This is a genomic window from Mucilaginibacter tolerans (genome assembly GCF_030519375.1).
Taxonomy (GTDB): Bacteria; Bacteroidota; Bacteroidia; order Sphingobacteriales; family Sphingobacteriaceae; genus Mucilaginibacter.
Genome location: NZ_JAUMKB010000004.1, coordinates 145,733 through 170,318, shown reverse-complemented (window position 1 = coordinate 170,318; position 24,586 = coordinate 145,733). Strand labels below are relative to the sequence as shown.

Genomic DNA, 24,586 nt, shown 5'->3' with positions numbered 1-24,586 from the left:
GCATATTCGTTCCCGGCTAACGGGAGCCATCATTCCAAAGCCTAAAAAATTAATGATAGAAGCTGTAATAAGGGGGATTGGGGTAGGATTAGTGCTCACGTTTTTGACAGGCCCTGTCTTTTTTGCATTGATAAAGACGAGCATTGAAAAAGGCTTTCATGCAGGCGTCGCTTTAGCGCTGGGAGTGGTTACCAGCGACGTGGTATTTGTTGGCGCCATCCTGTTCGGCTCGCAATATTTTGATATTTCCAGTCAGGATAAGCAGCACGCGGGTATTGTGGGCTGCGTTATTCTTTTCGGTCTCGGTATATACTATATTTTTAAGAAATCAGAGGTAAATTACAATAATACCGTTCCCTCTAAATTAAAACGGACGGGCTATTTTCTAAAGGGCTTCCTGATGTGCATCCTCAACCCTACCCTGTTATTTCACTGGACAGTTGTGGTGGGCACTGCGAGTACATTGTATATCAATACCGTTCCCAACAGGTCACTAAAGATCGCGGTGATGTTTCTTACGATACTGATCGTCCAGTTCGGTTTAGATACCACAAAGGCTTTTTATGCCAATAAGTTAAGAGATAGAATATCTGTTAAATTTGTTCACCGGCTTAATGAAGTTGCCGGGATAGCATTGATCATTGCATCATTAATCCTGTACGACAAGCTGGTAACACATTGGGTGTTTACGCCGTTTGCGAGCTAATAGTGAATTGTCAGTGGTGAGTAGTGAATTTCTCTTGACTATTGACTATTCACCACTCACTATTCACCAAATCACATATACCCACGCTGATTCTTCCCCTCCATCCAGTTCACAAAAGCACGATTAACTACTTTGTTACCGCCCGCTGTCGGGAAATTGCCTGAGAAGTACCAGTCACCTGTATGGTCAGGGCAGGCTTTATGCAGATTTTCTAAGGTCTGGTAGATTACTTTTACCTCAGCTTTGATTTCTTTTGGCGTGATGATCTTAGCGATACGGTCGGAAATTTCCTGGTCAGTAAATGACTCATAAATTGCCTTTACATAGTTTTCAACCTGTTCTTTTGGTAGTGAGGCGCTATCCTTACATTTTTGGTAAACATCCAGGATGACATCTTCTTTGCCTTGTTCTTTCAGCAGACTAATAGCCGCTTCAAAAGCAACAAATTCACCCATACGAGACATATCGATACCGTAACAATCGGGAAAACGTATCTGCGGAGCAGATGAAACCACCACGATCTTTTTAGGGCCTAAACGATCCAGTATTTTAAGTATACTTTGTTTTAACGTGGTACCTCTGACGATGGAGTCGTCCAATACCACTAACGTATCTTTATCTTCTTTAATCAGGCCGTAAGTCGTATCGTACACGTGGGCTACCATTTCGCTACGGTCGGCATCCTGAGTAATAAAAGTGCGAAGCTTCACGTCTTTTATCGCGATCTTCTCCACACGCGGCGCAAGGCATAATACTTCGTTTAACTCCTCATCTGTGATCTTGTCGTCGCGGTTTAGTAAGCGTTCTTTCTGGTAAGTCTTGATGTATTTGTGCACCCCTTCAACCATGCCGTAAAAAGCAACTTCGGCGGTATTGGGAATGTAAGAGAATACCGTATTCTGAATATCGTTATCAACCGCATCCAATATTTGCGGGCAAAGTAAACGGCCCAATTGTTTACGCTCACGATAAATAGAAGAGTCGCTGCCGCGAGAGAAGTAGATGCGCTCAAACGAGCATGATTTTTTCTCCAGCGGTTCGCTGAACATTTCTTCTGTGATCTTGCCGTTTTTCTTAACAACAAGCGCATGCCCCGGCTGAATTTCTTTGATTTCTTCTATAGGCACATTGAAAGCTGTCTGTAAAGCAGGTCGTTCAGAAGCAGCAACAACGATCTCGTCATTCTGGAAGTAGAATGCCGGACGTATTCCCGATGGATCGCGCATCACAAAAGCATCCCCGTGACCAAATATACCGGCTATGGTATATCCGCCGTCCCAGTTTCTGGCCGATCTGCGCAGTATTTTGGTTACGTCAAGATCGTTGGCGATCAGCTTGCTGATCTCAACATTGTCATGTAATCCTTCTCTTTTATATTGATCGAACAGCCCTTGGTTTTCTGTATCCAGGAAGTGACCTATTTTTTCTAATACAGTAATGGTATCAGCTTTTTCTTTGGGGTGCTGACCCAGATCGTACAGCTGTTGCAGTAATTCATCAACATTGGTCATGTTGAAGTTACCGGCAATGACCAGGTTACGGGTCTGCCAATTGTTCTGACGCAAAAACGGGTGACAGTTCTCGATACTGTTTTTCCCATGAGTGCCGTAACGCAGGTGGCCTAATAACACCTCGCCTGTAAAACTCACATTCTCTTTTAGCCATTCCGCATCCGATAGCTTATCGGGCTGCTCTTTTTGTATATCGGCAAATTTCTTCTGGATATACTCAAAAATATCGGCCACTGCGTTCGAGGCCATCGACCGATGCCTGCTGATGTATCGTTTTCCGGGCTCTATATCCAGTTTAATGGTAGCAACACCCGCGCCGTCCTGGCCGCGGTTATGCTGTTTTTCCATCAAAAGGTAAAGCTTGTTTAAACCATACAGCGCAGTGCCATACTTTTTTTGGTAATAAGAGAGTGGCTTTAATAGGCGGATAAATGCCACACCGCATTCATGTTTAATCTGATCGCTCATGATTTGTTATGAGGCTGCAAAAGTACAATTTTAATGTTGGAACTTTAAATTAACAATGTCATTAGATTGCATTAATATTTGCAGACAATTGTCAACATGCAGCCCATACATTAAAAACGATTTTAAGCCTGATAAATTTTAAAGAACCGGGCATTTTACCTATTCGAGCACGATCCAGTTTAATTTAATTCAATAAAGTTACATCAGCAGCCACAGCATACCATTTGCCCTGGCGCTTCTCGTACACTTCCATATAGCAGGCTTTAGCGGCGCTTGTCTTACCTTTTGCCTTCACGGTAGCCGAAGTTTTAGCGTTAACAATTCCGATGTTCCCAAACAATCGCACCTCGACGGAATCAACATGATCAGAAAAGAGTGGAGGGTGTGTGAGTTTCTTCTGTTTTCCTCACTGGGATGTCACACTGAGGCACTCGAAGCATAGTGGGGCTGGCCTTTACGCACCGCATTTCGAGTGCCTCAATGTGACACCCAACCTGACGAAACTATTGTATTATTTGCTAAATCCCACCAACTTATGTAACGTACTTGGGTTATAAATATGCTCACCTTGAATAACTGTTGTCACATTTCGGATTTCCCGTATATTTTTTAACGGATCGCCGTCTATGATGATAATATCAGCCTTTTTGCCCTCATCAATTGACCCAGTGCGTTTATCCATATTCATTACTTTGGCTGGAGTAATGGTTGCTGTCTGTATGGCATCAGCCGGGGTTAACCCTGCCTGCACATATAATTCCAACTCGCGAGGAACACTAAAGCCAGGAAATCCCTGATCAGTTCCTGCGACTATCGTTACTCCTGCATCATGTAATTTCTTTACAATCTTTACCATACTCTCATAAAGCGGCTTGAATTTCTTTGCCCCCGCAGAGTCCTGTCCAGTATTTTTCAGCATAGCCTGTAATGGCAATGGCAGGGTGTAAAATGCGGGTTCCAAAACAGTAATATCATCATTTATGTTCCTGAAACTCATTTCAAATACGCCCAAGGTTGGGTCAATCACTACATTATGCTGCTTGATAAAATTGATAGCTGCCAAACTGGTAGAATCCTCAAAATTGATTGAGCGGTCTTTATTCCGTTTCATAATCGAGTATACATACTGCACGTGATTCACCATGTTCATACCAGAATCAACACCCTGTTGCAAGGTCATCCCAATAGGGATATGCCCGGTAACTGTTAATCCCTGTTTATGTGCCTCGTCACAAATTGCCTTGACAATAGCCGGTTTGGCCGAACTGTAAATTTTGATCTGCACAAAGCCGTTATTCTTATAACGACCCACTTCTTTTATTGCTTCTTCTTTAGTATCCGCCTGGATAACACCTAAAGCATATTGTCCTTTACCATCAATTATACCGGCCTTCAATATTTCGGGGCCAACACCTTTACCTTTGTCTATTGCATCTTTTATCGCATTGATAAAATCGAACTCGTTGCCGCAGTCACGAACTGTGGTTACTCCGGCAGCAAGGTAAGCCGGTCCCCACTCAGCCTGCTCAAAGTGGGCATGCATATCCCACAAGCCAGGCAGCAGCATTTTGCCCCTTGCATCGATCACTTTTGCATTGGCAGGTATAGACACTTCGCCCGCTTTGCCAATCTTTTTGACAATACCATTTTCTATCAGCACTACTGCATCCGGTATCGTCTTTTCATTCACCACATCTAGAACGGTCCCTCCTTTGATGACAATCACTTTATCAGCAGATGTTTTTATTGACGCAGATTTGGTAAACAAACGCATACTGTAGGTAGCCGTTTTTCCAATCAGGTTCGGCAACAGCGACTCATACTTTTCGCGCATGGCCTCAAACTTATCGAACTCGGCATCATTAGTGATTACGCCTATCAATTGGCCCTGGCGGTCGGTCCACACAAACTCGTTGCCCCATATTAATCCGCCGATAGCATATCTTTCCAGTATCAAAGGTTTACCCTCAAAAGTGAGTGTATCTGCTCCATCGCGGTGAATTTGGACAGAGCCATTTGGAAGTATATTGATGTTAGATGGTTCTTTATGCTTTTTCCAGTATTGTATCAAAACCTGTTGCACGATTACAGGCGCATACCCGGCTATAGGAAAAGTGAGGGGTTTTAGTGTCTTATCCGAAACATCGTTATCAACCTTTATGTGGACCGTATTTCCTTTTATGCTGATGGTGTCGTTAATAGAGGCAGAACGTGCAACGTTTCCCTTGATTTTAAGACCGAGCGGATCTAGCGCCGGGTTCACTCTTAATTCCGTCTTCAATGGCACCGGTGAACCGCGGTCGACGAATTTAAAGTCGGACACATAATCTTTTGAGTCCTTGTTGTTGACAACATGGTACGTTTCTTTACCAATATGCTGCTGAAATTTATGCAGCAAAAATGTTCCGCTATCTGTTGAAAGATTTTGGGCGAATGAATTGAAAAACACTCCGGATAAGATGACCGTCAAAAGGTATTTTTTCATAGGATTAGGATAAAGCTGTTGATAGCTCTAAGATAAAAGAAAAATCCCGACTAATTTAATAACCGGGATATTGTAGAGACGCGATGCATCGCGTCTCTACGGGTATATTTCATAAATATTTTACAATTTCTCGCCGTGCTGGCTGATATCCAAACCGATCGTTTCCTCCTCTTGCGAAACGCGTAAAGGCGATATCATATCTGTGATCTTTAATAACAGCAAAGAGCCGAAGAAGGAGAATACCGATGCTGCCACAAGTGCAACACATTGAACCAAAAACAAATGCGTCTGTCCAAAGAATAAACCGTTGCCTGTGGTATTTGCGGCATTGACATTCTGATGGGCAAATACGCCGGTTAATAACATACCTACCATCCCGCCTACACCGTGGCACGGGAATACGTCAAGCGTATCATCAATGGAGGTACGTGTACGCCATTCAACCACAAGATTACTCACAACCGCCGAGATGATACCAATGGCCAGTGAGTGTGGTACTGATACATAACCTGCAGCAGGCGTAATTGCAACCAATCCCACAACAGCACCGATACAGGTTCCCATTGCCGATGGTTTGCGGCCAAGGAGCATATCAAAAAATATCCAGGTCAACCCCGCTGCAGCCGACGCTGTTGTACTTGTAGCCAATGCATTTACCGCTAAGTGATTAGCGCCAAATGCCGAGCCGGCGTTAAAGCCGAACCAGCCAAACCATAAAAGCCCCGTACCGATGATCACATAAGTAACACGGGCGGGGGCGTGGTTGGCTTCGTTACGGCGTTTCAGATATAATGCCGATGCCAATGCAGCCCACCCAGCCGACATATGTACTACTGTTCCCCCGGCAAAATCAAGCACACCTAATTTTGACAGGATTCCGTCAGGATGCCAGGTAGCGTGCGCCAATGGTGAAAATATGAAGATGGAGAACAGGCAAAGGAAAATGATATAACTGTTGAAGCGGATACGCTCGGCGAATGCTCCGGTGATCAGCGCCGGGGTGATGATAGCAAACTTTAGTTGGTACATTGCAAACAGCAGCAATGGAATTGTTGGTGCCAGTTTCCAGGTTGCATTGCCCAACATGCCTTTCATCATAAAATACGTAGATGGATTACCAATCACACCGCCTATGGTATCACCAAAAGCCAGGCTGAACCCGACTATTCCCCACATCACTGTAATAATCACCATACAAACAACACTCTGCAGCATAGTGGAGATCACATTCTTTTTATTCACCATACCACCGTAGAAAAATGCTAGTCCGGGTGTCATGATTAGCACCAGGGCGGTCGACATCAGCATCCAGGCAATGTCACCGGTATTAAAATTGGGATTAGTGCTTGAATTGTGGAACTCAACTGACGGGAAAATAAAAGTCAGGATCAAAATGCCTACAATTAAGGCAAAGGGAAAATAACGCTTCATAATTTAGAAAAATCGGTTCTTTTTTGCGGGCTGCAAATTACTAATTTTTCTAAAAAATGGAGAATTTGTTTAAAATATTTCAAACAATGGTTAGAATTTTTGATAATTATAATTATTTAACCAAAAAATCCGGGAAAAGGCCCAAACAAACTACCAATAATGAAATAATTGCAATTGAAACCAATAAATAGTTACTGGTTGAGGAAAAACTCGTAGTTCTTTCAGTTTTTCTGAGGAACAAATTCAACGGAACCTTGATGTAATAAAACAAAGAAACAACAGTGGTAACAGCACCTGTTATCATCAACAACAGGAACCAGATATTATGAGAGTCCTGATAAACAGTATACACCGAGGAAAACACCAAAAACTTACCATAAAAGCCCGCTGTGACCGGTATACCGGTAAGTGAGATCAGGATAATTACAAACGCCACACTTGCCAGGGGGAATTTAAAGCCAAGCCCCTTAAAATCTTCCATATTCTCAGCATTGGCTGTATTTGAAAAGTAACTGACCAGCATCCATGCACCAATATTAGCTAATGAATAAGCAAATAAATAAAAGGTCAGAGCTGTTATTCCCTGCATATCGGCATTGAAATTCACAAGTGCCATTAAAGCGAAGCCGGTATGCCCTATGCTTGAGTAAGCAAGCATGCGTTTGAGGTTCCTCTGCATTGTTGCTGCAAAATTGCCGGCAATCATCGTTATGATACCGATAACTGACAGGAACAAGCTGAAATTGAAAACCTTCGAAAACCCGGGGAAGAAAATGAACGGCGTAAGTAAATTAACCAATAAACCGAAAGCGGCTACCTTTGTTACGGTGGATAAAAATGCCGAGACCGGAGTTGGTGCCCCCTGGTAAATGTCGGGTACCCAAAAATGCACCGGTACAAATGACAATTTAAACCCTATCCCCACCATAAATAACAGCAAAGCCAATGCAACTGCTAATGGATTAACCTGCATTAATCCGGGCATCAAATTACTGCCAAACAGATTAAGTGATCCACCAAAGCCATATAACAGGGATATGCCATAAAGCATGATGGCTGATGAAGCAGCTCCGAAAAGCACATATTTTAACCCGGCCTCGCTGCTGATGGCATTCTCAGCACGATAGGCAACCATCAGGTAGGATGCGATGGAAACCATTTCGACCGACAGGTAAATAGACAACAGGTTGACTGCCATTACCATTAAATGCATCCCAAATACGGCAGCAATAACGACGGAATATAGATCAGTAAGCCCTTTCTTGTGTGATGCGAGCTGATCATCCCAGTTAAAATAGAGCAATAAAACTGCAGATAAAATATCGATCATCAATTTAAATGCAACGGTCTTCTCGTGCAATAAAAGCATATTATTGAAAAACAGTTGCGACCCGGTAAGAAGCAATTTCAATTGTTCTACATCTTTCAGCGCTATTACGAGCAGTCCGCAACACGCAATAATCCTGCATATCCATGCACCGTTCCTTCCGAAAATGAGATCTGTTACCAGCAATACTACGAACAAGGCAGACAAGTATATTTCGGGCATAAAAAAAGGTATACCATCAAAAACTTGTTGCAATTGCCCGGGTAAAAATGGTAACAGATCGTTCATTTATTTATTGAATAATTACTGATTGATTTTTAGGGTATTTAACCAAATATTTTAATTCTATTTTTTTATCGTCTTCAGGTTTTAACGTCATTTTCCAGGTCGCCTTCCCGGTCAGCTTATCTAATGCTGCACCTGATAATTCCTGTATTTCAACTTCAATCGAAGAGTTCTGCGAAACCGGGACCTGATCCTCAACCAGCAAATTTATCGGCTGACGCTTACGATTCTTTACCTCAATTTGCCAATCGCGGGTCTCCTTTTTGTTCGACCCCAGACTCTGTCGTTCTGATAAATCTTTTAATGATGTACGTGTCACCACAATATTTTTATCAGTGCCCAAAGATAAATTTAATGTATCAGTAGTTGCATCGGTATTAATTAATGATTTGCCGATAAAGGTCCCCTCAAAAAACAGGTTTGCCTCACCCGATAACAAATTGTATTTATTCCAGTCGGTTAATCTTGCCGTAAGGAACACATCGGTACTTAATTTGGGCGCTACGGCATACTGGTAAATAGCAGGAATATCTAATTGATTGATCTCAACAGTGTATTGCTTGCCGTCGCTTGGCACAGAATAAGGCATTGCAATATTAAACTCGATGTTGGTTTGATTTTCTACTTTGTTTACCCCAATTGGAATAGTAGCCATTCCTCTTATCTGAACACCCGCTACTGATCCTGTTAAATCTCTTTTGTATTCAGTATCATATCCATTACTACTTGTTCCATACCCTACAACAACCACTTCATTTAAGTTACTTGCACTAGGTTTAAGTGATACATTAAGCAGTGAAGAAGTGATAGGCAAGGTCTGAGGGATATAACCGATAAAAGCGATTTCAAGGTTATGAGAATTAGGCGGTAATTGAACAGTAAAGTTTCCGTTTGCATCAGACACTGTTCCAACCGAGCTACCTTTTACTCTAATACTTGCACCGGGAATAGGCTTCCCATCATCGCTGCCTATTACTTTCCCGCTTGCAGCTGTCATAGTTCCGTTTTCGGGCTGGTAATACATCCCGAAATTCAAAAAATATGGGTTTAGCTCAGGCTTATTGCCAGCTACCGTGGGGTTTCCGGTTGATAAGGTCAGTTTAATATTTTTCCAGTCTTCGCCACTTTGTTGTGATACGTTGGCTTTATATGATATGCTGATAGGGCTGTTCACATTTTTCGCCCTGACATCATAAGTAGGGAACCAACTGGCATTATGCACCACATAGCTCAAAGTAAATTCGGTTTGCAAAGAGGTTTTCGATGAAACAGTAACCAATATATTGCTTGTAGCTGTTGAAGCACCTTTATTTAACTCGGCAATCTGCTGGCTATATTTTAGCAGCTCCTTAGTTAAATCAGCTATCTGTGCAGTATTTTCCTGCTCCTTTTTTTTCAAAGCAGTCAGGCGTTCAGTCTGAAAATCCAGCGCTTGTTTTAGTTTTATGATATCGAGCCCGGTGTTTTGTCCTGCGATCATCTGATTTTTCACCAGCATGTTCTCCTCCTCCTGGTAAATAGATGCAAGGCTGGTTTGCAAGTCGATCTTATCCTTTATACTCTTTTGCTTTGCTCTTAGATCCTCAATCCGTTGTTGCTTGATCTGTTCGTTCAAAAAATTCAGCTCGTGCTTAACCGAAAGGATGGTGAAATCCCCATTGGCACGTACATGGATGCTCTGTACATCAATTCCAGGAGAAATATTCTCGAAAATCAATGTTGAATTACCCGGGTTAATATGTACCATTGCCATACGTGTTACCTGTGCCCCATTTAAAAACACCACCACTTTTTGAACTTTTGATTCGATCTTCTGATCGTCTGCCTGCGCTACTATCGTTATAAAAAAAAGACTTGCAGCGACTAATAATTTCCTGAACATAGGTTTTAAGTTAAGTATTACATTCTGTTAGATTCATTCCCTTACTGGGGTTATTTGATCTCAGGATGCATCATTTAACTATTTTCCATAAGAGTAGTTCAAAAAACGATTATTTAAACCCTAAAAAGTGCACCAATGCCAATACCGAATCATTAACCTTGTCGAACACCAGTGAAGGCATTACGCCTAAAACCAATGCCAGTAGCGCTAATGGGAACAGTGAGAATATTTCACGAAAGTTCAAATCTGTTAACGCGCTTTTCCATACTTCTCCGCCTTTGAGTGTTAGTGATCCGAAAAACATTCGCTGCAAAGTCCAGAGAAAATAAGCCGCGCCTAACAAAATACCTACTGAGCCACAGACAGCCATCCAGTAAGGCAATGCGCCATTTACTGATGGTGATTTAAATGCGCCAATTAATGAAAACGCCTCGCCAACAAAAGCTGAAAACCCAGGCAGGCCCAGTGATGCAAAGAATGCAATCATAACAAATGTGGTATATCGCGGCATCAAAGAGCCTAACCCACGGAAATGGTAAATATCCCTGTCGTGCACGCGATTATACACCACACCCACAAGGAAGAACAACATGGTCGACAAAAAGCCGTGACTTACCATCTGCATAACCGCCCCACTAATTCCTTCTGGTGTCAGAGAAGCGATACCCAAAAGCACAAAACCCATGTGGGATACTGACGAGTAAGCGATCAGACGTTTCAGATCACGCTGGGCGAGGGCATTTAGAGCACCGTATAGAATTGATATGACGCCCAACAATCCAAGCCAATAGGCGCCAGATACAGCAACTTCAGGAAATATGCCCAGGCAAATACGGATGATACCATATCCACCTATCTTCAGCAGGATACCTGCCAATATGATAGAAACAGGTGTCGGCGCTTCGACGTGTGCATCGGGCAGCCAGGTATGTAAGGGCACCACAGGTACTTTAATCGCAAAAGCGATAAACAGCACCGCAAAACCGACTGTCCTTGCGGGCATCCCCAATAATGTTTTATGACCCCAAACGGCAAATATTGATTCAGCGTCGTAATTGGCCGGGTTCATCATCTGGACGATGTTGAAGGTATGATTACCGGTTTCCGGATCTTTTACAGATAAGTAAAGCCCGATCATCACCAGCAGCATAAACACCGAACCGAATAACGTATACAGGAAAAATTTGATAGCAGCATATTCGCGCCGTGCACCGCCCCACATCCCGATAAGGAAATAAAGCGGCAGTAACATCAACTCATAGAATATGTAGAACAGGAAGAAATCCAATGCACAAAACACGCCGATGACGGCGGTATTTAACAGTAAAAACAAGCTAAAAAAGCCTTTTAGGTTACTTTTGATCTCCCACGACGCAAGAGCCGCAATCACCATTACCACCGAACTCATCAATATCATGGTAATTGAAATACCATCAACGCCGACAAAATAGTCGATTTGCATTTTGCCCAACGTGTTTCCCAGGTTCAGGTTGATCCAATGCGCTTTTTGTACAAACTGAAACGAAGCTTCGTTACTAACACCAGCGTACGCTGACCCGGTCCTGAAGTACAGGTACATTGTAATGCTTAGACCCAACTGGATCAGTGTAGCCAGCAGGGCGATATATTTAAAACTGAAACGCCAGGCCGATGGCAGCAGGATTATGAGTAAGCCAAACAGCAGCGGGGTAAAAATCAGCGATGATAATATATTCATTGTGTAAGATGCGGGATATGAGAAATTACTTGCGAGATGTGAGATTTGAGATGTGAGATTTGAGACACAGAAAATTCTATGTCGCCTCCAATCAGCAAGAATAATTTGCAGTTATGGTTTGATCTCAAATCTAAAATCTCATATCTCATATCTCACTTAAATAAGGATTTTAAATAAAAATATAGCCAGTATTATTGCCAGCATGCTAAACAAATAATATTGCACCTTACCTCCCTGGAAGCTTCGGGCAAAATTACCGATGCTCAATACTATGGCGGCAATTAAATGTAATAAACCATCGATAATATAGCGATCCGTCCAATCGGTAATTTTTGAGCAGGCAATACCTATTCGTTGCAGCAAATGTATAAAACCATCGATAATATTGATATCAAACCATCGGGCGAATTTTCCCAGCGCCAGTACCGGGCCAACAATTATCTTGTTGTAAATCTTATCGATATACCATTCGTGATAAGACAATCTGAAAATCCAGCCACCTTCAGGGAACGGTAAGGCCTTTTCCATTACATACACGGCATAAGCCCAATAAATCACGAACAGACTTAGAATGTTCACGCCTACAGGAACAATTGTGTGATAAATATTCACCCTGTCAAGCCCGGTAATTCTTTGAAATCCGTTAAGCAACCATGCGCGCTCATATAAAAATGGGGTGAACGAGAACAGAGGGAACAAGCAGCAGACCGACAAGAACACTAAGGGTAGTTTATATTGCCATCCGCCGTCACTGACGTGCAGTTCGATACTTGGGTTAATTTGTGATAATTTAAACTCGCCAAAAAACACTTTTACAATCAGACGGGTTACATAAAATGCAGTCATCAAGCTGGTGATGATCGCACTGATCGGGATTAATTTAAATAACCAATATTTCCCTTCGGCCCATTCAAATGACTGAATCAAAATACCGTCTTTTGACAGATACCCTGATGTAAAAATAAAGCCGATTAATGCAAGTCCTGCTATCAATGCGGAGACAAATGTAAACGGCATTTTCTTAGCAAGACCACCCATATACAATACATTTTTCGGGTCGATGTCGAGCTTATATTCATCCTTCGCATGTTGCACCTGATGGATGACAATACCTGCTACGAGGAACAGCAAACATTTAAAAAATGCATGAGTAGCTAAATGAAACAGCGAAGAAGAATAGGCTCCAATCCCCATTGCCATCACCATAAATCCTAATTGCGAAATGGTTGAATAAGCAAGGATACGTTTCAGATCGTTTTGCGTAAGAGCGATAGTTGCCGCCATAAAAGCGGTAAATGCTCCTATTATAGCGAGGATATTCAACTCTAATTCCGTAAATACAGGATAAACCCGGCCCAGCAGGAACACCCCTGCGGCCACCATTGTAGCCGCATGGATAAGCGCTGATACGGATGTCGGGCCCTCCATTGCATCAGGCAACCAGGTATGTAACGGAAACTGCGCCGATTTAGCTGCCACCGCCAGTGCAATCCCCCCGAAAGCAACATATTGCCATCCGCCGGGTAATTCAAAGGCTATTGAACGCACCAAAGCATTAGCACCAAATAGCTGATCTATATCAAAAGTGTGGTAAACCGTAAAAAGAATAGCTATGGCTGCCAGCAGGCCGATATCCCCTATCCTGTTCATGATAAAGGCCTTTTTATTGGCGATAACTGCTTTGGAACGGGTATACCAGAAACCGATGAGCAGGTAAGATGAAAAGCCAACCAGTTCCCAGAAAATATAGAACAAAATCAAATTGTCAATCACCACCAAAGCCAGCATACTGAAACAAAAGAAACTGAGGTAAGTAAAATAACGTTTGCTGTTTTCGTCCTTCCCCATGTAAGCAGTGGAGTAAATATGCACCGGTAAGGCAATGAGTGAAACCAGCAACAACATTAGCACCGAAAGATTATTCAGCAGTACTCCCGCATATAATTTGGTCTGGCCAATTGTAAACCATAACTGCTGTTGATGCACCTGGTGCTGGTTCCAGACCTTTGAGAAAACGAATACAGAAAATACAGCGCCCGCGAGAATAGCAAAGGTAGATATCCAACCGGCTACTTTATTGTTTTTACCCGGCAAACAGACATTCACCATAAAGGCCAGCAATGGCAACAACACTGCTGCAAGTGCAAAACGTATCGTTAGTGTATCTATAGCTTGTAAAAAGTTTTCCAATGTTAGTTTTTAGTATCAATGACTACCAAATATTTCCTGCTCTCCCCGCCATTATACCAGGGGTTTTCCGTAATTGCTATTCCTTTAATGTCCTGAGATTTTATATTGTATAATTTTTCAGTTTTTTTTCTAGAATCATTCGATAAAATTAACCCACTAACGATGTAAGTGCAACTGTCATCTTTGCCTTGTTGTCTAATCCTGTAGCCCGTATACTTCTTTGAGAAAGCACTGAACCTCTTCTGATATTGTTCAACAGCATATTTTATGGTAGTGATTAATACGGCTCCATTTTTACCCTTTTTGCCATACTTATCAATAGATTCCCTACCTTTTATAACCTTCACATTTAAAATATTACTCGTGTCAGGGAAAAGACTATCAAAAGAATTCGTATAATACTTTTTATCGTCTACAATCAGTAAAATTCTATCATTCGTAATACTGCCAGGGTCTCTAATAACTAATCTTACTGATGTATCTTTATGAATAGCATCATTATTTTGAGCATCGGCGTTTCCAGACAGGAGCAAACAAAATAAAACTGCGGACATAAAAAGACCTGCCCTACCATACTTCGACAAGCTCAGCATGACACCTCCACACTATTATTTTTGAGTACCCTCATTGAAATTTTTTCAATCCTTCAATTCGTGTATTTGATCCGGATCAATGGTTTTATATTTTTTATAAACGTTTAAAATAATCGCCAACGCAACAGCGGTTGTTGCTGCGGCAAGCACAATAGCAAACAGGGCAAATATTTGCCCGCCGTTGTATAAACGATCATATTTACCAAAAGCTACCAGGTTTAATATGGCTGCATTCAGCATCATCTCTATACCGATCAGCACTTGTATAGCGTTTCGCTTAGTTAGGATGACGTATAAACCCACACAGAATAAACCGGCACTAACGATGAGAAAATCCGATAAATTGATCATGCTTTCTTCTCCTTTCGCGATAAATGCGCCGCTCCTACCAAAGCCATCATCAGCAGAATAGAAATCGCTTCAAAGGGCAACAGATAGGTAGTCATCAGGTTAGTACCAATATTGCTGGTCATCTGACTATCCGGTCTGACATCCAATTTGTACGATGCAGCCTTATTGGTCCATTGCAAATTATTGATATCTGCTTTAAATAATATATTAATCAGCACAATAAAGAACAATACTGCCAGCAATAAGACCGGCAGATGGCTTACACTGATAAAACGGCTGTTCTGCTGTTGTATATTAGAAAGAGTCTCCTTGCCGGATAGCATGAAGGCAAACAGCATCAGTACCAAAATTCCGCCTACGTAGATTACTACCTGTGTTATAGCCACGAAATCAGCCAATGCCAGCACATACAAACCGGCCAGTGACAAAAGAGTAACAAAAAACATAAAAACACTGCGGACCAGGTTTTTACTGGCAGCCACAAACAATGCCGAGGCAAGCGTCATAAAACCCAACAGATAGAAGAGCGCTTTTACCATCGTCATGCTTCACCCTCCTTTTTGTTCATTGCAGCTAGTTTGGCAGCCTGACGTTCGGCAACTTGTTTATCTAATAATGCTCGTTTTTCTGCAGCGTCTTCCGGGGTCATGTCCGAAAACCCGTAGGTCAGGTCCTTCAATTCGAATACTGTTCTGTCATACTGATTGGTCATGATAATGCATTCCGTAGGGCACACAATAGTGCACAAGCCACAGTACATGCATTTGGCCATATCGATATCAAATTTGGCAGCATAGATACGTTTAGGCGAGCCATCGGATGTTTGACCAAAAGCTTCGGTCGCTTTTATTGATTCAATGTCGATGCAATCAACCGGACATATTTTGGCACAGAGATCGCAAACGATACAATCATCAATTTCTACCTCCAATTGGTAACGCCCAACTTCAGGCACCGGCAATTGCTGTTTTGGATATTGTATGGTGTTAGTTCCTTCCAGGCTTTTAAAATAATTATCATTGCTGATCGGTGTTATCTTCCTTTTTGCGTTCGAGGCAAAAAGGTGCCTGATGGTAAGGCTCAAGCCTTTCCATGCTGTACTAAAACCGTGTATTGCGTTTTTAAACACTAAATCCTAATTTCTAAACTCTAAAAACTTTGTCTAGATCATGATCCATCGGATTAATTGATTACCATGATTCTTAATTTCCAAACAGTTCTAAATCCGAAATCGAAAATTCGAAATCCGAAATAAAAAAATCACATCACCCACAATCGCCATATGCCTGATATCAGCATACATACAAATGCCAGCGGTGTCAACACCTTCCAGCATAGATTCATCAGCTGATCGACACGTAAACGCGGCAACGTCCAGCGTATCCACATTTGTACGCCAACTAAAGCCAAAACTTTAAGTGCCGTCCAGAATATCCCCCAGGCTGCTCCTGTTGTCCAGTCTGCCAAACGCACACTGCCGATATTCGGCAAAGGCGTGTTCCATGCACCAAGGAAAAGGATCACAGCCACCATCGATACTAGGAACATCATTGAGTACTCTGCCAAAAAAACGAAGGCAAAGCGCATCCCCGTAAATTCAGTATGAAAGCCCGCCACCAACTCCGATTCCGCTTCAGGAATATCAAAAGGCGCACGGTTGCTTTCGGCCAGTGAAGCAATGAAATAGATAACAAAAGCAATGATCAGGTGCGGCGCCCTGAAAATATTCCAGGCCAGTATCCCTCCGTATTGCGAGACATTCCAAATGCCTAAAAAGCTTGCCTTCTCTGACGACATGATCCCTTGTTGTGCAGCTATGGTTTGCAGATTCATAGTCTGGGCAATCATCACTACCGCAATAATGGCAAAACCTGCCGGTATCTCGTAGGATACAATTTGCGCCGCCGAGCGCATAGCACCCAGGATAGAGTATTTGTTATTTGATCCCCAACCGGCCATCAGGATACCTAATGTCTCGATGGAGAGTATGGCGAAAATATAATACAAACCCAAATTCAGGTTGGATGGCGCTATTCCGGGAGCCCAGGGAATGGCAGCAAAACCCATGTACACCGCTATAAATATGATTGCCGGGGAAAGCATGAATAACAGCTTATCGGCAGCGGCGGGAATGATGGACTCCTTGATCAATAATTTTATTACGTCGGCGATAGTTTGAAGCAGCCCGAATTTGCCGGTTTCCGTAGGGCCGAGTCTGTCCTGTATAAACGCTGATACCTTCCTTTCGGCATAGACCCCGAAAAGTGCAAAGAAGCCTGAAAAAGCAAACAGGCCTATAGCGACAATAAGGTATTTAATATAAAAGTTCAATGATCAGCAGGCTCCGGCTGCAAACTTACTAAATGCAAGGGTAATATTCAGTTAATAAGGCTTAATAAATTATATTAAGTTTATAGACAATGTATAATAAACATGAATTGAAACGATACCCTTGAATGATACGAACTATTTTAAAGAAGCATATTCTGATTTTACCTGTTCGGAAAAGAACATGGAGGCATGATGATCAAAGTCATCCGTATCATCAGAAGTGGTAAAAAATTGCCTTGTATGCCCTTTGGTTAACTTTTGCTCCATTTCAGAATGACGGTTCAGGTAATCTTTTAAGCTTGCAGCCACAATGTCTCCCTGGGGAACCACTTTGATGTGCTTTGGTAAATAAGCGGTTATCTTTCCCTGTAATAATGGATAATGTGTACAGGCTAACAGTAGCGTATCAATTTCAGTAGATTTTGCCAGCACCTGGTCAAGGTATTTTTTTACAAAATAATCGGCTCCAGGCTGATCATGCTCTCCGTTCTCAACCAATGGCACCCAAAGCGGACAAGCCTGCTGATGAACCTTTACCTCAGGGAAAAAATTATTAATCTCGATCAGATAGGATTTCGACTGCACGGTACCTTTGGTACCCAATACCCCTATTTGTTTCGTTTGGGTATAATTTCCAATCACTTCGGCTGTGGGCCTGATAACGCCAAGCACTCTTTTGGACGGATCTTCGTGGATCAGATCACGTTGCTGGATAGTCCGGAGAGCTTTTGCTGATGCTGTATTACAAGCAAGTATCACCAAGGGGCACCCCATTTCAAAAAGCATCTGCACGCACTGCCAGGTATATTCGTGAATGGTATTAAACGACCTGTTACCGTATGGTGCACGGGCATTGTCGCCTAAATAGATGTAATCATAATCCGGGAGTTGATCGGCAATTGACCGGAAAACGGTGAGACCGCCATATCCGGAATCAAAAATACCTATAGGTTGCTTGTTTAACACAGCGCTAAAATAAAAAAAGCGCCCGGCAAATTGCCGGCGCTTTATAAAAATAACCTGTAAATTAATTTATTTTAAACCTAATTTAGCTTTTACCTCAACTGCCAGGTCATCACCCGGAGGCGATACAACCAAATCAGTTTGTGATGAGTTGATCACATAAGTGTAGCCTTTTTCTTTTGCTACCTGCGCAACAGCGGCTCTTACTTTTTCGATAATCGGTTTACCCAATTCAGACTGTTTAGCCTGAACTTGTTGTTGTGCTGTATTCTGGTAGTCGGTAAAACGTTTTTGCAAGTCGTTCAGTTCGCTTTCTTTTGCAGTGCGGATAGCGTCAGTCATAGTACCACGTTGAGCCTGGTAAGCCTGTCCTTTCGACTGTAATTCATTATTCATAGTAGTCAGCTGATCGATGAACTGTTTATTGTAATCAGTAATGGTTTTAATTGCTGCTTTAGTTTCAGGCATCTGATCAACAATCGCGTCCACTGCTACATACCCTATTTTACTTTGCGCTTTAGCCAGATTTCCTGCAAATACAATACATACTGCGATTAAAGCAACCTTTAATAGTTTTTTCATTTTTAATGTTCTGTGTTTAATAATAGTTTGTTTTATTTCTAAATTATTTTATCTCGCAAACACACCAGGCTTCAGGCCCAGTTTCGTTATCACGTCCGCACTTTTATCATAGCGCGGATTAGCATACAGCATAATCACTTCGCTGTTTTTATCAAATATCATATCCAGATCTTCACCTTCAGCTACTTCCTGTATTGCTTTTGTTATCCTGTCCTGAATGGGCTTGATCAGAGCAGTGCTCTTTTTTGACAGTTCTCCATCTGGCCCGAACTTTTGACGCTGAAATTCCTTCACTGCTTTCTCTTTATCAGATATCTCGGCCTCGCGCCGCTTTTTCATGTCAGCCGTCAGTAAAACCTGGTCAGCTTCGTATGCTTTGTATAATCGTTCGATCTCCTGCGACCGGGTATCAACTTCTTTTTGCCATTGCCCGGACAATGCGGTCAATTGTTTTTGCGCTGCCGCATATTCAGGTACATGCTTTAGTATGTAATCTGAGTCAACGAAAGCAAAACGCTGCGCAAATGTACTCGTAAACGCTGTAAACGTAAGAACTAATAATAAAATTATTTTTTTCATATAATTTTAATTAAATCCCCCGCTCAGGCTTTGTGAGATTGAGAAGTGGAACTGCCCTTTATTAGCATCGGGTATTCCTGGTATCTTATCAAATCCATATCCGTAATCCAACCCAAGCAATCCAAAAATAGGTAAAAATATTCTTGCTCCAATACCTACAGAGCGTCTTACGTTAAACGGATTAAATTGATCAAAGTTATTCCACACATTGCCGCCCTCAGCAAATGCCAATACAAATATTGTTGCCGACTGGCTGGCAATCACAGGGTGACGAAGCTCAAACGTATATTTGTTATAGATCGTACTACCCGGGTTGTTGCTCTCATTATAATTAGTTCCGACCGGAATGATAGAGAAGTTTTGATAACCTCTTAACCCGATAATATCACTACCCTGTAAGAACTGGTAGCTCTGCATACCGTCGCCACCCAATTTGAAACGTTCAAATGGAGATGCAGGAACAAAGGAGTTATATTCGCCTAAGAAACCAAACCTGACCTGCGACATCAATACCAGTTTACCTATTATTTTCTGGAACCATTGTGCATCCCACTTAACTTTATAATATTCCACAAAGTGGTATACTTGTTCAGGCGTAGCTATTTTATAGTTTACACCATTCCATAACGAATATGGCGGCGTACCCTGTATGGTAAATTTAATATTTGAACCTTGTGTAGGGAATATTGGTGCATCGAGTGAGTTGCGGGTTATCTCCTGTGTCAGTTTGATATTATAAGAAGTACCATTCTGGAATATATAACCAGGATAATTGTCAAGGTTATAGTGATCAAAGTTTAATGAGTAATTGAGCTGGAAATAATTATCAGGCCAGTTTAATCTTTTACCCAAAGTCACACCCACACCATTGATACGCAAATTATTGTAACGGGAATCGCTCTTTGCATAATATTGCCCGGTGGAGCTTAATTGCGTATAAGCAGATAACGCAAAGTAAATAGGCTTTTTACCACCTAACCACGGCTCAGAGAAGGTAAACGAGTAGTTCTGGTAAGTACGCCCACTTGATTGCCCTCTGATGCTCAGCTTCTGACCGTCACCTTTTGGAAGCGGTTTATAGTCTTTTAAATGGAATATATTTTTGAGCGAGAAGTTATTAAATGTTAACCCGAGCGTACCCACTATTTGTCCGCCGCCAAAACCACCTGACAACTCTATCTGGTCTGATGGTTTTTCAACTACGTTGAAGATAATATCCACTGTCCCATCAGCCGGATTAATGTTTGTCGGCTTCGGTTCTGTCTTCTGCTCATCAAAGTTACCCAACTGACCAATTTCACGTGTACTGCGGATCAACAGCTCTTTATTGAACTTTTGTCCGGGTTTCACCCTGATCTCACGCCTAACCACTTTATCGTTGGTTACATCGTTACCCTTAACGTCTACTTTATTGATCGTATATTGAGGTCCTTCGTAGATCCTGATATCCAGGTCGACAGTATCATTATAAACCCTGGTCTGAACAGGGTCAGCGTTATAAGTAAGGTATCCACCATCCAGATAAAGTGTAGATACGTCATCATTATTGGGGGTTGGCCCTTGTAAACGCTTGTTCAATTCCTCTTCACTGAAAACATCCCCCTTTTTAAGGCGGATCAGCTTATTCAGCAGATCAGATGGATAGCGTGCATTGCCAGACCACTTAATATTACCGAAGTAATATTTATGCCCTTCATAGACCTTTATTTTAACATTTACTGTATTTTCATCATTTTTCCAGACAGAGTCTTTAATAATTTCCGCGTCACGATAACCTTTATCCTGCATTTTTTCTATCAGGGTTTGCTTATCTTCATCATAATGGTCCTGCAAAAACTTTCTTGAACCAAATAGATTGTACCATTTACGCTCACGCGTTTTCTTCAGGTATTTTTTTAGTTTTTTGCTCGAGAAGGCTGTATTTCCTTCAAAAATCACCTTGTTGATCCTTACTTTCTGTTTTTTATCTACAGCAACATCCAGGATCACACTATTCGCATCTCCCGGATCTTTACGCTGCTTAATATCAACTGTGGTATTTAAGAAACCCTTCTCATTAAAGTGCTTTTTAATGATAGCCGTTGTTGTACTTAACAGGTTCTCGTTAACGATCTTTGAATTCTTGTCACTTAATTTCTTTTGAAGGTCTTCTACTTCGCCTTTTCTGATACCAGTGATATGCAAACGAGATAATCGCGGACGCTCAGTAACCGCTATTTCAAGGTAAACGGTATCGAGGTTGATTTTGGTGATATATAATTGAACATCGTCAAAAAGCCCCTGGTCATACATTCTTTTAACCACTGCAGCATTTTGCTCCCCTGGTAAATTGATCTTGTCGCCTTTGCTTAATTTAGATATCTGTACCAATACATCTTTATCCAGATATTTGGTGCCACTAACCGTAACACCCCCTATTATATAATCTTTTGGGTTCAGGTAACTCAAACTGTCTGCCGGAATTGATTTTTGCAGTGACGGTCGTTGTTGGGTAACCTGGGCCAGGGTAACAGTGCTTATTACAGCAAAAAGAATAGTAAAAAGAAGTTTATTCATCCGAATATTTTAGTGGGCTAAAAATAATTTATACAGTTGTTAAAAAGTGTTAAAAGTAAAAATTTAGTTAAGCTGCTCGCTGATCATACCAAAACGGCGCTCCCGCTTTTGATAGTCAATAATGGCTTCATACAGGTCTTCACGCCTGAAATCAGGCCAGAGTTTAGGTGTAAAATACAGTTCAGCATACGCTATTTGCCATAATAAATAGTTACTTATCCGGTATTCTCCGCTCGTTCTGATCATTAATTCAGGATCGGGCATACCGCTGGTATATAAATTATTCTCAAATGTGTCTTCATCAATGTCGGCAATGCCCAGTTCACCCTTCTGTACCTTTTCCGCAATGTTCTTTGCCGCCTGTACAATTTCTTTGCGCGAGCTGTAGCTTAACGCCAACGTAAGCACTATCCCGGTATTTTCTGCTGTCTTTTTAATAGCACCGGTAAGCTCTGCATAGGCTTTTCCAGGAAGCATTCCCAGGTCACCTATAGCATTTAAGCGAATGTTGTTCTTCATAAAGTTGTTGATTTCTTTGTGGATAGTACTGATCATCAACTCCATTATAGCAGAGACTTCCAGTTTGGGGCGGCTCCAGTTCTCAGAAGAGAAAGTATATAAGGTGATATACTTGATGCCGAGTTCGGCAGCACCTTCAACCACATCGCGAACAGACTGTACACCGTTACGATGGCCAAATACCCTTAGCTTGCCTTTCCCCTTAGCCCAACGCCCATTGCCATCCATAATGATAGCTATATGCTGAGGTAATTTTAATAAATCAATCTGGTCCTTATATCCCATTGAATCCGTGTTTCAGCAAGCTTTCAACAACTTATGCCTTTTTTTTCAGGGTACAAAGGTAAAACTTACTTTGTACTTTTTTAGTATGCACCAGAAAAAGAAAAATTGACAAAAAAATTACCGGCTTTGACCGGGAAGAGCCATTATAAAAAGCAAACCGCCGGGCAATCAGAATGAAAGCCGGCGGCAATGTGCTATGATAAGGAAAGGTTAAAAAGCCCCTTTTTGTTTAAGCATATCAACATCTTTAGGTGTAATATTTGCGACGGCGTAGGTCTGGATATTACTGATGCTGAATTCATCTAAAGCTGAAACGAAGTTATTATAAACTGAATGGTCACTTGGCTTCAGAATAACGATAAGCGGTTTACCGGAGGATTGGAAAGCCTTTTTATTATTGTCTGCAAGTACAGCGCGTAACCCGGCTTTACCAAAATCGACCAATTGAGGCTTTGTCAATGGTTTTTCGGGCATACCCATATACCACATCACTTTGTCATCTTTTCCAAGGCAAACGCTCATGGTGCGTGTTTCCGGTACACTACCATCCGGGCCTTTAACTGGCATAGCCAAATCCATCGCTTTGGGCTTTGCCAGCGACGTAGCCATGATAAAGAACGTGATCAGCAAAAAAGCGAGATCAACCATAGCAGTAAGGTCGATTCGTGGAGTTGGAGTGCGGCGTCTCCCCTTTCTCCCTGAGTTTCCGGAGGTGGTTAATTCGGCCATGACTTTACGTTTTTAGGTGAATATTCGGTTAGCTATAAAGACAAAATATATTATTTTGACATAATCCAAATATACAAAATTTAATTTTGTAAAAACAAAATTAAAAGAATAATAGTCTGAAAATTGCAATAAATAACTCTTCTCCAGGAATCAGGGGAGGCCGGGAGGGGCAAAAACCTGCGTGTAGTTTAACTGTCCTAATACTTTACCCACCGCTGTCAAAGTTACGCTGGACATCCCTCACTTAAGTGTAGGGAGAGAATTATTTAATCAAAAATTTAAACGGAATTTTAGATAAAACTTACTAGTAATAGCATTTAGAGGAAATAAACGTGAAGGAGATGCCTACTCCGAAAAACATATAGGTATCCTTGGGGCGCAGGTCTCCACGCTGAGTGCCTGGTGCGCCAATATTAACGCCGCCGTTTACTTCACCGGAACGATCGGAAAGAGCTCTTGATGTATTGTTTGGTAATTTAGACGGATCGGGATAATTGCCTGAAACATCGTCCAGGTAATCAGTGGATGGATTGCGGTAACCTAAGTCGAAGATTAAATTCAGTTTACCGGATATATTATACTTAACGCCAACCCCATATGGAAATGTTGGAACCAGGTTGCGATAGGGCTTTGACTCGCCTTCAGTCATCAATGGACGCAGATCATACTTTTCACCCTGGTACACGGCCTGCGGATTATACCCTACTACGCCCACACCGAGGAAAACGAAAGGCGTCCACCGGTTTTGGCCTACTTCAGGAATATATTTAAAGAAGTTGAACTCCCCTACCAGGCTTAATTCATTCAATTGGGTGGTAAAGCTAAGATTACGCAGGCGTTGTTGTGCATTTGGTGATTGGCTGTCGGCTCCGCTTATCTGCCCGAAAGTATAATTTAGCTTTGCTGATAAGTACCCGTCGAAGTTGCGTTGAACAAAAGCTCCTACCGAGCCCCCGCTTACCTTTACAGGATTGTTTGGGTTAAGGTCGCCCATATAAGCCGTCCCTCCGCCAAAAATGCCCACCTCCCAGGTTTGCTGGGCATGAAGACTACAGGATATAAATAAAAGGAGTAAAAAGCTTACAAATTTGGGCAT

General features: G+C 42.0%; 20 protein-coding genes. 1 reads left to right on the top strand and 19 read right to left on the bottom strand.

What is annotated here, in order from left to right; genetic code table 11:
- Window positions 1–52: 52 nt before the first annotated feature.
- On the top strand, window positions 53–706 hold the full coding sequence (locus tag Q3A68_RS07410; protein WP_302900425.1) for a LysE family translocator: 654 nt from the start codon (window positions 53–55) through the stop codon (window positions 704–706).
- Window positions 707–777: 71 nt separating this feature from the next.
- Here the strand turns inward: Q3A68_RS07410 and Q3A68_RS07405 are convergent, their stop codons facing one another.
- The 19 genes from Q3A68_RS07405 to porG all read right to left on the bottom strand — a co-directional run bounded on the left by Q3A68_RS07405 (window position 778) and on the right by porG (window position 24,586).
- The gene (locus Q3A68_RS07405; RefSeq protein ID WP_302900424.1) at window positions 778–2,685 is read right to left on the bottom strand and encodes a class II glutamine amidotransferase; all 1,908 of its coding nucleotides are present in this window, start codon (window positions 2,683–2,685) and stop codon (window positions 778–780) included.
- 511 nt (window positions 2,686–3,196) lie between these two features.
- Window positions 3,197–5,170, bottom strand: a complete 1,974-nt coding sequence (locus Q3A68_RS07400) for an amidohydrolase family protein (protein ID WP_302900423.1) — start codon at window positions 5,168–5,170, stop codon at window positions 3,197–3,199.
- Window positions 5,171–5,290: 120 nt separating this feature from the next.
- Complete coding sequence (locus Q3A68_RS07395; RefSeq protein WP_302900422.1) at window positions 5,291–6,601, bottom strand: ammonium transporter; 1,311 nt, start codon at window positions 6,599–6,601, stop codon at window positions 5,291–5,293.
- A 112-nt stretch (window positions 6,602–6,713) separates the two neighbouring features.
- On the bottom strand, window positions 6,714–8,216 hold the full coding sequence (locus tag Q3A68_RS07390; protein WP_302900421.1) for an NADH-quinone oxidoreductase subunit N: 1,503 nt from the start codon (window positions 8,214–8,216) through the stop codon (window positions 6,714–6,716).
- Window positions 8,217–8,220: 4 nt separating this feature from the next.
- On the bottom strand, window positions 8,221–10,095 hold the full coding sequence (locus Q3A68_RS07385) for a mucoidy inhibitor MuiA family protein (RefSeq protein WP_302900420.1): 1,875 nt from the start codon (window positions 10,093–10,095) through the stop codon (window positions 8,221–8,223).
- A 109-nt stretch (window positions 10,096–10,204) separates the two neighbouring features.
- Complete coding sequence (locus Q3A68_RS07380) at window positions 10,205–11,812, bottom strand: complex I subunit 4 family protein (protein ID WP_302900419.1); 1,608 nt, start codon at window positions 11,810–11,812, stop codon at window positions 10,205–10,207.
- Between the two features lie 156 nt (window positions 11,813–11,968).
- Entirely contained in the window at window positions 11,969–14,002 is a 2,034-nt protein-coding gene (locus Q3A68_RS07375) for an NADH-quinone oxidoreductase subunit 5 family protein (protein ID WP_302900418.1), read from the bottom strand.
- 2 nt (window positions 14,003–14,004) lie between these two features.
- Entirely contained in the window at window positions 14,005–14,556 is a 552-nt protein-coding gene (locus tag Q3A68_RS07370) for a hypothetical protein (protein ID WP_302900417.1), read from the bottom strand.
- Window positions 14,557–14,640: 84 nt separating this feature from the next.
- The gene (nuoK, locus tag Q3A68_RS07365; RefSeq protein ID WP_302900416.1) at window positions 14,641–14,946 is read right to left on the bottom strand and encodes an NADH-quinone oxidoreductase subunit NuoK; all 306 of its coding nucleotides are present in this window, start codon (window positions 14,944–14,946) and stop codon (window positions 14,641–14,643) included.
- Window positions 14,943–15,491 carry an NADH-quinone oxidoreductase subunit J family protein gene (locus tag Q3A68_RS07360; RefSeq protein ID WP_302900415.1) on the bottom strand — a complete coding sequence of 183 codons (549 nt, stop codon included), beginning with the start codon at window positions 15,489–15,491 and terminating at the stop codon, window positions 14,943–14,945. The genes nuoK and Q3A68_RS07360 overlap by 4 nt, the downstream gene beginning before the upstream one ends.
- The gene (locus Q3A68_RS07355; protein ID WP_302900414.1) at window positions 15,488–16,075 is read right to left on the bottom strand and encodes a 4Fe-4S dicluster domain-containing protein; all 588 of its coding nucleotides are present in this window, start codon (window positions 16,073–16,075) and stop codon (window positions 15,488–15,490) included. Before Q3A68_RS07355 ends, Q3A68_RS07360 begins: the two co-directional genes overlap by 4 nt.
- Before the next feature lie 131 nt (window positions 16,076–16,206).
- Entirely contained in the window at window positions 16,207–17,277 is a 1,071-nt protein-coding gene (gene nuoH, locus Q3A68_RS07350) for an NADH-quinone oxidoreductase subunit NuoH (protein ID WP_302900413.1), read from the bottom strand.
- Window positions 17,278–17,412: 135 nt separating this feature from the next.
- Window positions 17,413–18,243 carry a glutamate racemase gene (gene murI / locus Q3A68_RS07345; protein ID WP_302900412.1) on the bottom strand — a complete coding sequence of 277 codons (831 nt, stop codon included), beginning with the start codon at window positions 18,241–18,243 and terminating at the stop codon, window positions 17,413–17,415.
- 66 nt (window positions 18,244–18,309) lie between these two features.
- Window positions 18,310–18,822, bottom strand: a complete 513-nt coding sequence (locus Q3A68_RS07340) for an OmpH/Skp family outer membrane protein (protein WP_302900411.1) — start codon at window positions 18,820–18,822, stop codon at window positions 18,310–18,312.
- Between the two features lie 48 nt (window positions 18,823–18,870).
- Entirely contained in the window at window positions 18,871–19,401 is a 531-nt protein-coding gene (locus Q3A68_RS07335) for an OmpH/Skp family outer membrane protein (protein WP_302900410.1), read from the bottom strand.
- A 6-nt stretch (window positions 19,402–19,407) separates the two neighbouring features.
- The gene (gene bamA / locus Q3A68_RS07330) at window positions 19,408–21,957 is read right to left on the bottom strand and encodes an outer membrane protein assembly factor BamA (protein WP_302900409.1); all 2,550 of its coding nucleotides are present in this window, start codon (window positions 21,955–21,957) and stop codon (window positions 19,408–19,410) included.
- A 63-nt stretch (window positions 21,958–22,020) separates the two neighbouring features.
- A complete protein-coding gene (uppS, locus tag Q3A68_RS07325; RefSeq protein ID WP_302900408.1) occupies window positions 22,021–22,761 on the bottom strand; it encodes an undecaprenyl pyrophosphate synthase in 741 nt (246 codons plus the stop codon).
- Between the two features lie 210 nt (window positions 22,762–22,971).
- Window positions 22,972–23,490 (bottom strand): ExbD/TolR family protein, encoded by a 519-nt coding sequence (locus Q3A68_RS07320; RefSeq protein WP_302900407.1) that lies wholly within the window; start codon window positions 23,488–23,490, stop codon window positions 22,972–22,974.
- 304 nt (window positions 23,491–23,794) lie between these two features.
- On the bottom strand, window positions 23,795–24,586 hold the full coding sequence (gene porG, locus Q3A68_RS07315) for a type IX secretion system protein PorG (protein ID WP_302900406.1): 792 nt from the start codon (window positions 24,584–24,586) through the stop codon (window positions 23,795–23,797).